At 29.6% G+C, this 12513-nt stretch carries 11 protein-coding genes; all 11 read left to right on the top strand.

The window, feature by feature from the left end; translation table 11 throughout:
• Window positions 1–263 (top strand): sigma factor-like helix-turn-helix DNA-binding protein (locus ACI32A_RS03420; RefSeq protein WP_439753623.1); only part of this gene is annotated, 263 nt, incomplete at its 5' end.
• A gap of 165 nt (window positions 264–428) precedes the next feature.
• Window positions 429–1079, top strand: coding sequence for an exonuclease domain-containing protein (locus ACI32A_RS03415; protein ID WP_439753622.1), 651 nt, complete (start codon window positions 429–431; stop codon window positions 1077–1079).
• Window positions 1080–1099: 20 nt separating this feature from the next.
• Window positions 1100–2323, top strand: a complete 1224-nt coding sequence (locus tag ACI32A_RS03410; protein WP_439753621.1) for a hypothetical protein — start codon at window positions 1100–1102, stop codon at window positions 2321–2323.
• Between the two features lie 48 nt (window positions 2324–2371).
• On the top strand, window positions 2372–5242 hold the full coding sequence (locus ACI32A_RS03405; protein WP_439753620.1) for a protein kinase domain-containing protein: 2871 nt from the start codon (window positions 2372–2374) through the stop codon (window positions 5240–5242).
• A 74-nt stretch (window positions 5243–5316) separates the two neighbouring features.
• Window positions 5317–6378, top strand: coding sequence for a hypothetical protein (locus tag ACI32A_RS03400; protein ID WP_439753619.1), 1062 nt, complete (start codon window positions 5317–5319; stop codon window positions 6376–6378).
• Between the two features lie 125 nt (window positions 6379–6503).
• Window positions 6504–7796, top strand: coding sequence for an ATP-binding protein (locus tag ACI32A_RS03395; RefSeq protein ID WP_439753618.1), 1293 nt, complete (start codon window positions 6504–6506; stop codon window positions 7794–7796).
• 121 nt (window positions 7797–7917) lie between these two features.
• Complete coding sequence (locus tag ACI32A_RS03390; protein ID WP_439753617.1) at window positions 7918–9249, top strand: hypothetical protein; 1332 nt, start codon at window positions 7918–7920, stop codon at window positions 9247–9249.
• Window positions 9250–9253: 4 nt separating this feature from the next.
• A complete protein-coding gene (locus ACI32A_RS03385; RefSeq protein ID WP_439753616.1) occupies window positions 9254–9661 on the top strand; it encodes a hypothetical protein in 408 nt (135 codons plus the stop codon).
• Window positions 9662–9701: 40 nt separating this feature from the next.
• Window positions 9702–10772 carry a D-alanyl-D-alanine carboxypeptidase family protein gene (locus ACI32A_RS03380; protein ID WP_439753615.1) on the top strand — a complete coding sequence of 357 codons (1071 nt, stop codon included), beginning with the start codon at window positions 9702–9704 and terminating at the stop codon, window positions 10770–10772.
• Between the two features lie 89 nt (window positions 10773–10861).
• Window positions 10862–11596, top strand: a complete 735-nt coding sequence (locus tag ACI32A_RS03375; RefSeq protein ID WP_439753614.1) for an Ig-like domain-containing protein — start codon at window positions 10862–10864, stop codon at window positions 11594–11596.
• Window positions 11597–11608: 12 nt separating this feature from the next.
• On the top strand, window positions 11609–12472 hold the full coding sequence (locus tag ACI32A_RS03370) for a leucine-rich repeat domain-containing protein (RefSeq protein ID WP_439753613.1): 864 nt from the start codon (window positions 11609–11611) through the stop codon (window positions 12470–12472).
• Window positions 12473–12513 lie beyond the last annotated feature (41 nt).

The following is a 12513-nucleotide window of genomic DNA, read 5'->3' as shown; positions in this document are numbered from 1 at the left end:
CCAAGACAATTGAAATGGAGGAAAGTGATATGTGTGAAGCTTTAGAACAATTTAGGAATAAAGCGATAGCTGAAGGCATGGCTCAAGGTATATCTCAAGGAGAAGCAAAAGGTAGAGCTATAGGAAAACTTGAAGAAAAAGAGAAAACTGTGCTTAAATTACAAATTAAAGGAATGGATATAAAAGATATCGCAGAAGTTGTAGAATGTAGTATATCCCAAGTAAAAGAGTGGCTTTCAAAATCAAATGATTGTTTAGTGTGACTTAAATGAGCCACACTTTTTCTTTTTCATAATTTTTTAAAATATCGGTTCTAATACAAGGTTGCAGCTTTGCTTAAATAATTTTTATAGGAAAATATAATAATCTATAATTGTTTTTTTTATTTATGACATAAATAATGTCAATTGATATTGTTTAATTTTAGTATGAAACATATTGTGATTGATTTAGAAATGAATGGAACTTCAAATAAGTTTCAAGAAAAATGTAAAATGGAAATAATACAAATTGGGGTTGTGCTTTTAGATGAAAATTATGAGATTGCAGATCAATTTTCTTCTTATGTTAAACCACAATTTAATACTAAAATGGAAAACTTTTATGAAAATTTAACTGGAATTTCATATTTTATGGTAAATAAAGCACCTGTATTTTTTCAGGTAATGGATTCTTTTTTTTCATGGTTGTATTCTTTAGAAGATGATTTAGAAATCCTGGCTTGGAGTGAAAATGATTTAATGCAAATCTTATTGGAAGCACAGGCAAAGGATTATGAATTTGATGAATTTGGTGACTATGTATTGGATAACTGGTTTGACTTTCAACAAGAATTCAGTCATAAATTATTTATAGATCATCGTTGTTCTTTGAAAGATGCTTTGGATTTTGCTGGCATACAACCAATGGGACATTGGCATGATGCTTTGGATGATGCGCTAAATACAGCCCATTTAGTGTCTTTGATTCGAAATGAAGAAGCTTGTTTAAAAATATTTGGAAATGTGATTGAGCTGCAAACAATTCATAAAAATACGTTAGGTGATTTATTTGATTTTTCACAGTTTGTATTTGAATAAAAAAGATTAGGAGTATTGACATGATATCGTATACAAAAATTCTTGAAAATCGTATTAAATATAAAATATCGGATGAAAATGATGATATAGATCAAAAAATATTATTGGAAACAGTTTCTTTGTTTTGTGATTTCTGTCAGTCTTTTACTTATTTTCTTGTTGAAAAAGGATATCAGGGAGATGTGGATGATACTTTAAATAAAGTATCTTTTATTAAAGATAAATTTAAAAAGAATGAATTACAGGTTTCCAGGGGAATAAAAGACTGGTTTGAAAATAAAGCTTTGCCTTCTCGTAAAACGTCTTTTCAGATTTGTTTTGTTTTTGAATTAGGAATAGAAGGAACAAATGAATTTTTTAAAAAAATAATTCATGAACGAAGTTTTGATCTTCATACTATAGAAGAAGCAATTTATTATTTTTGTATGAAAAATGAATTGTCTTATTTGGATGCTCAGCGAATAAAGGAACAAATTCAGATTCCCAAAAAAGGAAAATTCATTCCCAATCGAAATGTGTTATATACAAAATCTATTCAAAATTGTATTTATCAAATGCAAAGTGAACAAGAACTCATTGATTATATACTTCTTCATATACATGATTTTGAATACAACAATGCCACTGTTATTCAATATATACAAGAATTATGGTATGAAATTTCCAAGCCAAATGGTTTAGCTGTTCAAGAAGGTATTTTGATTCAAAATAGTTTTAATAAAAGTCAATCTAAAAAAGATGAATTTTTTGAAGAAGATTTTGTAGTGGCTATTGAAGATGCATCAACATGGACAATTTATTGTCAAATTTTGGGTTTATCCAATGGCATGGAAAAATGTTATAATTTAAATCATGATCGCTCTTTAATGCCTGTTTTTTTAGAAAATGTTTTATTGCCTTTAAATGCCAGTACTTGTTTTCCATCTCGTATGAATATTGATAAAATTATACGTGGCGAATTAGCAAATCATGAATTGTTTCGTAAAATGCTGATATTTTTGAGTTTTTATGTATATTGGGTCAAAATTTATATCAAACACAAAGGAATGACACAAGGTTATTCTAAACATGATTTACATAGAGGCATTGATACCATTAATAATCGATTACTCGATGCAGGTTATCCAGAATTGTATGCAGCCAATCCTTATGACTGGATTTTTTTATGGGCTATGAATGAAGGAGAAGATCCTTTATATGTTTTTCGATATTATATGTCCAAAGTATTTGAGATGAAGAAATAAAACCAGAAATAGAAAGGATTCCATTATACTTTGATTTGAGGTGGTTATATGGATCATAGAGTGGCTTTAGAATCGGGTACCCAGTTACAATTATTTAATAATAACGAATTATTTGTTTGTACGATTGATTCGGAAATTGGAAGAGGAGCTTCTTGTATCGTCTATCAAGTGTATCGATACACAAATACAAAAGATATTACGTATTATCGAGTCAAAGAATTTTATCCCTATAATATGAAAATAATTCGTGACTCAAATCTTAATTTAATTCCTGACAATCAGGAATTATTTTCTAATAGAAAAAAAGAATTTTGTTTAGATTTTTCAAGAAGTAATGACTTGTATTATTCAAATGGAAATTATGCATCTATGGTTAATCAATTAGATGTATATGAAAGTAATGGAACCATATATATTTTGTCTTCTTATTCTTCAAATGAGACACTGGATACATATTGTCCAGAGTCATTAAAAGAATGTATATATTTGACGAAACAAGTGGCCTATGTTCTTGGAAAAATTCATCAACAAGGATATTTATATTTGGATTGTAAACCAGAAAATATATTAGTGATTGATGGAATTCAAAAACAAATTCAATTATTTGATTTTGATTCTTTGATTTCTATAAAAAATTTTCATTCCAATTATAAGCTTTCATATACAGAAGGGTTTTCTAGCATTGAAGTTAAAACATGTAATATAAAAAGAATTGGATTTCAAAGTGATGTCTATGGAATAGGGTCTCTTTTGTTTTATTTATTATTTGAAAAAACACCTTGTGCACCGGATTGTGAAATCGATGCTTGTTATGATTTTTCAAAAATAAAATATAATATTAAACATTGTGATGACACATTGTTTAGACATCTACAAAATTTTTTTCATAAAACCTTAGCTGTCTATTATAAAGATCGTTTTTCCAATATGGAAGAAACCATTCAGGCTTTAGAAACACTGGAAAGATTGGCAGATGAAAAAGAACCTAGAATTTATTCAACTTCTATTTATTCAATTCCGTATTTTTTTGGACGAGAAAAAGAATTCAATGACATAAACGAATTATTAAAAAAAGAAAAATGTATTTTTATAACAGGTATGGGAGGCATAGGAAAGAGTGCCTTGATCAAAGAATATTTAGTAAGATATAAAAATCAATTTGATATGATTTTATATGTTTCCTATAAAGAAGATATTGTTTCAACCATTTGTGATGATTTCAATATTCGAATTAATACACTGCATCAAGAAGAAAATCAGAAAGATCGTTATTTTGATCAGAAAATAGAAATGATTCAGTATTTAGTAGAAGACACCAATTCTATTTTAGTGATTGATCATTTTGATGGAAATTTTAATGAAGATGTATATAAGCTTTTGAATCTGAATTTAAAAATTATTTTTATTTCTCGTTATTTAAATTGTGAAGAAGGCGTTGTTTATACAGTTCATGAATTAGAAAAACAATGTCTTCAGCCATTATTTGAATTTCATTTACATCGTTCTTTAAAAGAAAATGAAATATATGATTTTTTTAATATTTGTCAATGTATACAAAATCATACATTGGTTTTAGAATTAATTGCCAAACAAATTTATAACAGTCATATTACATTAAAAGAAGCTTCTTGTCTGGCTTTAAAAAATGGGTTTACGTATATCGCAAAGGAAAAAATAGATAGTCAAAGGGGTTCTATTCAAGATATAATTGGTGCTTTATTTTCAAATAGACAATTGTCAAAACAAAAGAAATCCATTTTGAAAGTGGCTTCTCTTTTAAAAAATGGAATGGATATTCATTTGTTTCAAAAAACTTTGAAATTAGAAACATTCGATGAAATCAACGAATGTATACAAGAAGGCTGGCTGATGTGTGAAAAAGATGTGGTTTCTTTACATAGAGTCATTGCGCAAAGTATTCATCACTGGAAATGGGATGAAGAATCTTTATATGTAGCTAAAATATTTTTGTCTTATTTTTATTTTCAAATCCACAATGAATTACATGTTTTGAATCAAAATAGATGGATGCATTTAAAAAAATATATTACATATTCAATAGATATTCTTTGTCAATGTAAAAAGGAACCAGTGATTCAAAATTGTTCGATTTATTTGGAATTGTTGTATGTGACTTTATTGAATGGTGTAAGATTTGATGAAGAATTTTTTTTAAATCATTATTCTTTATTTTTGAAAAAAGAAAAAAATCCAGTGTCTTTAATGAAAGTTTATAAAGCAGCAATTTTAGTTCATTTAGATCATCATCAAATAAATGTTGTTGAAAATTTATTAAAACAAGCAAAAGAATTAATGAAAAAAAGTCATCGTTTTATTGTATCGGCTCATTATTATGATTTGTTGAGTTATTATTTTGATGATTTATTAAATGGAAATTATGATAGTGAAGAAGTAAATGAAATGGATTTAAGAAATCGTTTATTAGATTCCATTGATAAGACTTTATATTATTCTAAATATAAAATGAATCATTTATATATTAAAAATTTATTGGCTAAGACAACAATTTTAATTCGAAGTGGAATTTCTTCACAAAATAAAATTGAAAAAAATATCAAACAGGTTTATCAATGGATGCAGAAAAATACAGATGCAGATGTTTGTTTTGAATTTTATTTGGTTTGTGCCTGGTATTTTGTATATACACAAAATGATGTAGAGCATACTATAGAGTGTATTAAACAAGCAGAAATCATTAAAGAACAAATATATATGACGGATTTAGAAAAAATAGAGGAATTGTATATTCCGTCTGCTAATTTATTGTATGAATGTGGATATGATCAGGAAGCCATTTCTTATTTAGAACAAGGCATTCAAATTTGTCTGGAACATAAAAATGTAAAGTCTTATGTTCGTTTAGAAAAAGAATTAAGGAATTATATAAGTGAAATATAGATATGAAAGATTATTGTAAAATTATTGAATTAGATAAACCTGATATAAAGGATTGATTCTGGTGTAAAGAGGCTATGGCTTTTGAAGTTAGAAATGGATTGTCTACATTAAAACATGTTTGTACACCAATAAGAAATGGAAAATATTATAGACAGCTTTTATTGAATGATATACCCATTATTCAGGGATATTATTCAGAATGTCCAACGTGTTATGGTTTATTGAAAACGGGTTATGGAATTGAAAAAGTAAAAAATAAAGAATTAGAAGATATTCGTTATAGTTTGAATCAAAACTATACAAATCTTACAGATGCTTTTTTATCTTTACATCCTTTTCTAAAACTATTAAGCGATGGGCATTATGTTCTTGCGGATGTAGAATTGGCACCAACGGATGGTTCTTGTTTCTTTTATAATGTTTCCAATGCATTGACATCTTGCGATGCTTCTTGTGACATGTTCTTTGATGAATATGAAACCTTTGGATTTCCGGCTTTTCTTTATCCAACTCAATCAAGTAATAATATTGATGATAATAGAGTGGAATACTACAAACAAAAAATAAAACAGAAAGAAGAATTTCGGGGTTTGGCTTATTATGAAAAAAGATTTATTTGTGCTTTACTGGATGGGCATCATAAAGCGATTGCATGTGCACAACTTGGAAAGAAATTAAAGTGTTTAGTCATTATTCCAATGAATATAGATGAAAATATTATGGATATAAAATTAGAAAATTTCAGTCTAACCAATCAAAGATTTAAATCGTTGAATCCATCTATTTCAGGTATGTACTATACAATTGATGGCATTCATTCAATTGTGAATGATAAAGTGATTCATGAGGATTTTTCTTTCGAAAAGATCAATCAATGGGCGGATTGTATAGATGAAAAGAGTATTCGAAAACTGGAATTCTTTCTGGAATATAAAATGACATTGGATGAGAAATATGATTTTATTTTTGAAAAAGTAATTCAAAATAATAAGGTTTCTATGCCTTCGTATAGAAAGGCATGGGAAGTTTTATTAAGAAAAAGAAATCCACATACCAAAGAACTAGTTATTCAATATTTAGTCGATCATTCCATGACAGATAGTTGCTGGGATTTATTGGTGGATTATCTGGATTGATTATCACAAAAACACGGAATGAAATAGCGAAAAAATCCGAAATAAATTGCCACAAAAACACGGAATAACATTTGACTTCAAAGATTTTGCTAAGTATAATTGGTTTTAGTAATGGAGATAATGATATGGAAAAGAAGGAGTACATCCCACGTATCGTTGATAAACAATTGGAATTGAAATTGCGCGCTTTTGGAGCAACTCATATTGTTGGTCCTAAATGGTGTGGAAAAACAACGACGGCTGAGCAATACGCAAAAAGTGCTATTAAGCTACAACGAGATCCTAATAAGGAAGCACTTATCACAACGGCTGAAATCAATCCAATGGCACTTTTGAAAGGTGAGACACCTAGATTAATAGATGAGTGGCAAGATGCACCTAATCTTTGGGATGCTGTACGAGCCTATTGTGATGAAAATCGAGGTAGAGGTCGGTTTATATTGACGGGTTCAACATCCAAAAAAGTAAAAACATCACATAGTGGAACAGGAAGAATATCAAAACTTAAAATGTATCCAATGAGTTTGTATGAATCAGGGGAATCGAATGGAACTGTTTCCATAATGGATTTGTTTGAAGGCAAAGAAAAACTTGAAAATGGATGCAGTTGTGACTTATCAATCGAGAAACTTATTTTTGGTGCATGTAGAGGTGGTTGGCCAGAAAGTATTTTGTTTGATGATAAAGAAGCGCAATTGGCAATACCGAAAGATTATTATCATCAAATTTATGAAGAAGATATTTTTAAAATTGATGATATCAAACGCAGCAGTACAACAATGCAAGCTGTTATAAGATCGTATGCCAGAAATATATCAACTTTAGCAAAAGCTTCGAATATACTTGCTGATGTAAATACAATTAACCAAATTTCAGATAAAACGTTAAGTGATTACATTGATGTTCTGGAAAGATTGTTCATAGTGGATGATTTATTGGGATGGTGTCCTTCGATTCGGTCTAAGAGTGCTATGCGTAGTGGACGAAAACGTGAATTTGTGGATCCTTCCATCGCAGTAGCTGCTTTAGGGGTAGGACCAGATTATTTAAATCAAGATTTGAAAACATTTGGATTTATTTTCGAGTGTTTATGTATTCGTGATTTGAGAGTATATTCATCTTCACATAATGGGCACTTGTCTTATTATCACGATCGATATGGATTGGAAGCAGATAGTGTACTTCATCTTGATGATGGACGATATGCATTGCTTGAATATAAACTAGGGGGGCGTGAAATTGAGGCAGGAGCAAAGCATTTATGTGAAATTGAGTCTTTGATTAAGAAATACAATGAAAAGGAAAAACAATGCCCAATGCGCTTACCAGATTTAAAAATTGTTGTGACAGGGACGCAATTTGGTTATAGAAGATTAGATGGAGTATTTGTCATTCCAATAGGGTGTTTGAAAGATTGAAATATGCTAGACAATAAAAGGATTCGTTCATTCAATACGAATGCTTTTTTATTTGCAGAGCTAAAACCAGAATTAAGAAATCACATGATATCGTAAAAACATATAGAAGGAGTAAAGTATTATGAAAAAAAGGTTTTTATCGATTTTTACTGGTTTTCTTGTTTTGTGTTTATCGGCTTGTGCGAGTTCTAACCAAGATACATCCAATACAGTAGAACCAAGTACAAATCAAAGTGAAAAATTAAAGGCATTTGATAAGAGTGCAACAATGGATCAGACAGTGATTGTAGATGAACAGGGTATTAAAATAACAGCTACCAGTTTACAATATCTGAATTATGCAGTGGAATTGAATGTGCTGATTGAAAATAATACAGAAAAGGATTTGTCTTTTGTGGCTGGTTCCATTGGTTATTGTTGTAATTCAATAAATGGGATGATGATTAATGAAGGGTATATGAATACAGATGTAACATCGGGTAATAAAGCCAATGCGTCTTTGAGTTTTAGTTATGAGGGTTTAATGATTTATGGCATTGATTGTATTGCCAATATGAGTATTTGTTTTGAAGCCATTGATGAGGATTATAATTCTATGTATTTGAATTCAAAAACAATTGAGACTTCATTAAATAAGGAATTTGATTTTGAAAAAGATTATTATGTGGATTCTATTAATAATAAAGCTATTATGGCTCATTATGGCTATGAAATGGATGCATTTAATATGGATTGTTTATATAAAGAAAATGGAATTGAAATGGTGTCCAGTGCTTTAATTACTAAAGAAACATATGAAAAAATTTTATTACTGGAATTTAAAAATAATTCCAGTCAGGATGTATATATCAGTACCAGTGATATTTGTGTCAATGGTTTAAAGGTATTTAGTGGTTTATGGTCCAATACAATTGTTCAAGCCGGTAAGACATGTGTAGTACGTGTTTCTATTACAGATATGCTGGATGTGGATTTTTTAGATGTATATGGAATTGAAGACATTGGGTGTATTTCTTTAAATGTTTCGCAAAAAGATTTACAAGGAAACTCTTTAGTAGATGGTGTATTGGTTGATGTTAAAGATGAAGATCATAAAGTAGAATTTAAGAATTCAGATTCTATTTTATTTGATAACAATGGCATTCAAATTGGTTTCATGGATGTAAAAGGAACTTCAGATGTTTCTGTTTTATTGTTGGTGGAAAATAAAAGTGGGAAGACGGTTACCATTGATGATGAATATGGTTCTTTGTCTGTAAATGGAATGATGATTGATTATTCGATGTATAGTCAGGAATTAGAAGATGGACAGTGTGGTGTACTAGAAATTGAATTATGGGATTCTTCTTTAGAAGAGAATCAAATTGATTCAATTCAAGATATTTCTTTTTCTTTAAATGTTAAAGTTGGATATAAAACAATTGATCAGGCGTATATAGAAATTAAGCAATAAGAATATGAAATATTTTACTTGTCCGAGTTGTGGAGCCAATGGCTCTTTTGAAAAGGAAAATCAGGATTTTTGTTTCTGTGAATATTGTGGAACAAAGATTATGTTAGATGATTATCGTTCTACGTATCGATTTGTTGATGAAGCTAAAATAAGAGAAGCGGAATTGAAAAATGAAATGTATTTAAAAGAACTGGAAATGGAATTAAAACAGGAGGAATTGTCTAGAAAAGGTATAAAAACTGCTTTTATAATTGCTTTGATTTTTGTATTGACTGGGTTTCTTTTGATATTGTTTGAATGGTTGATGGAAGGAATGCTTGCGATAACAATTGGTGCTTATATTGCGTTATTTGCGTTTGCGAAAGGAGAAAAAGATAAAAAGAAAAGGATGAAGCGGATTCAAAAACATTAGTTTCTATACAGGATTTAAAAAATTGATTTATAATAAAAATATGAAGAAATTAATTGTTTTATTTGTATTGTTGATAGGTGTTGTTGTTTTTATGTATTCGATATTGAGTGTTTCTTTGAAAAAAGATGTATTTGTTTTTGAATATGGAAAACAGATTTCTATAGATGAACAGTCTTTATTTAAGGATTCATTTATTGAACCGGACCAAATTGAATTGGATGTTTCTTCTATTGAAATGGAAGACAAATATCCAAAAGCAGGTGAGTATCTGGTTGAAGTGAAGTATCAAGTTCTTTTTTTCAATCAAAGTAAAACGATTCAAGTAAAAGTAGAAGATCGTACAAAGCCAGAAATTATCCAGAAAAATGAAATTAAAGTGGATGTCAATGATAGAGATCATGATTTTTCTTCTGATTTTGATATAAAAGAATTAAGTGACTATGATATTTCTTTTGATTTAGAAAAAGTAGATTTTTCTAAATCTGGTATATATGAAGCAACTATTCTTGTTGAAGATATATACCATAATGTTTCGTCTTCTTCTTTTGAAATTGAAGTTGTAGAAACTGTTTCTGCTGTACAAAATTTATCTACAAGTACTGAAGTGAATGGAATACTTGTTGTGAATAAGAAACATTCTTTGCCTTCTAATTATGCGCCAGGCGAAAATATAGAAGCCAAGAATCAGTTTGTAAAATTAATAGCGGATATGAGAGCTAATGGTTTACAAGTCAGTGATTCCTATAGTGGCTATCGCTCCTATGAATATCAAAATTCATTGTATTGGAATTATGTGAATGTCTATGGACAGCAACAAGCGGATACATTTTCTGCCAGAGCCGGGTATTCAGAACATCAAACAGGATTGGCTTTTGATTTGATGCAGCCTAATGGGGCTTTATTGCAGTCATATAATGAATCAGTGTGGCTGGCTAATAATGCGCATCGATATGGTTTTATTGTTCGTTATCCATATGGAAAAGAAAATATTACAGGATATGTAGCAGAGCCTTGGCATATTCGATATGTAGGAGAACAAGCTACAGCTATTTATCAATCGGGTTTATGTCTTGAAGAGTATTTAGGCATTCAAGGTGGAGATTATAATTGAGTCACAATTTTATTGTGGCTTTTTTGTCAACCAAAGTTACATCTGTATTGTATCTATTTTGTATGTTAGTACTAGAAAAGAGGTACAGTATGAAAAAGTGTTTAAAATGTGGAATGGAAAATCCAGAAGATCATAAGTTTTGTTTGAGTTGTGGGGCTTCTTTAGAAGAAAAACAATCAAAATTCAATGAAATCATGCATAATAAGAAAATAATATTTGGAATCATTGGAATTGTTCTTGTTTTGTTGTTGTGTATAGCAGGAAGTCAAACAGCGGTTAAAGAAGTGACATTGGAATATTCAAGTGCAACTTTGGATTTAGGGAATACAGGTAAAATAGAAGCTACGATTTCTCCAGAAAATGCATCCAATAAAAAATTAATCTGGTCTTCTTCGAATACAGATGTGGCAACCATTGATGAAGAAGGATATATTACTTCCAAAAGCATTGGAACCACAACCATTACAGTAAGAACCAGCAATGGAAAAAAAGCAACTTGTGAATTAAGTGTTATTCAGCCAGGACCGGATTTTGTTTCGATTTATAATACGTATTTAGATTCTTCGTATGCTACAGTAGCCCAAGATGGATCGTATTTAGAAATCGATACAAATCCAAATGACTATGACGATTATAGTGATGATAATGCGATACAGGGATTGGTCAATGTGATTTATTTATTGGATTTACCAGATTCTTTAATAAAAGAAATGTCAGCTACAAGAGCCTTAGATGGAAGATTATCCAAAACATATGATGAAGTAAGTGTCAGCTGGTCTTATCACCCAGATAATGGATTAGAAGTTTTATTCACAACGAATTAGAAAGAAGCACTTATGAAAAAAATAATTACTTCAATATTATTGGGAATAATTTGTTTAACGGGTTGTCAATCCAAGCAGACAAGTGAAAATACAAAAGAAGAATCCTTAGAAATCAAGAAAGTACAAATCAATGAAAAAGAATCCAATACCAGTGATTTTCTTTATGCACAACAAGATGGAGGCATTGTGATTCGTTCTTATAACGGGAATGAATCCCAAGTCATTATTCCAGATACAATAGATGATTTACCGGTTATAAAAATATCTGAAAAAGCTTTCTATGATAATGAAACTCTAGAAAAAGTAAAAATACCAGTGAGTGTAATTTATATTGGAGAATTTGCGTTCTGTGGTTGTCGAAATCTTCAAGTTGTTGATTTTGGAACTGAAAATAGAAATGAAATAGAAATAGATGAAGGTGCTTTTTATTGTGATCGAAAAATAACAGGTTCCTTAATTATTAAAGCCAATACAATTAGAATGGGAAATGAATCTTTTCAATTTACAGATGATATTTCAGACATAGCTTTATTATGTGATTCATTAATTGTAGAAGATAGAGCATTTTCTGGTTGTGGAGCAAAGTCCGTATTCATAAAAGAATCAACTAAAACTCGATTTGATGCACAATATAGCAATAGTGAAGAAGGCAATGTATTTGAGGATATGATAAATTTAGAAAAAATTATTTTACCAGGCGATGTAGATTTTATTACAGAATATACATTCAAAGGAGATCCAAAAGTAGTTGTATATGCCCCACAAGATTCAAAAACAATTATAGATACACAAAACCAGGGAATACCAGTCAATACACAAGACTATCAACAAGAATACAATACATATCTACAAGCTTATCAAAAACTAGGTTACTAATATAAACCCATAAGTCCAATTGGCTTATGGGTTTATGTATA

Origin of the sequence: Floccifex sp. (genome assembly GCF_051873555.1) — a bacterium.
In the GTDB taxonomy this organism is placed as follows: domain Bacteria; phylum Bacillota_I; class Bacilli_A; order Erysipelotrichales; family Erysipelotrichaceae; genus Floccifex.
The sequence above is the reverse complement of the archived record's forward strand: the minus strand, read 5'-3'. Positions and strand labels throughout refer to the sequence as shown.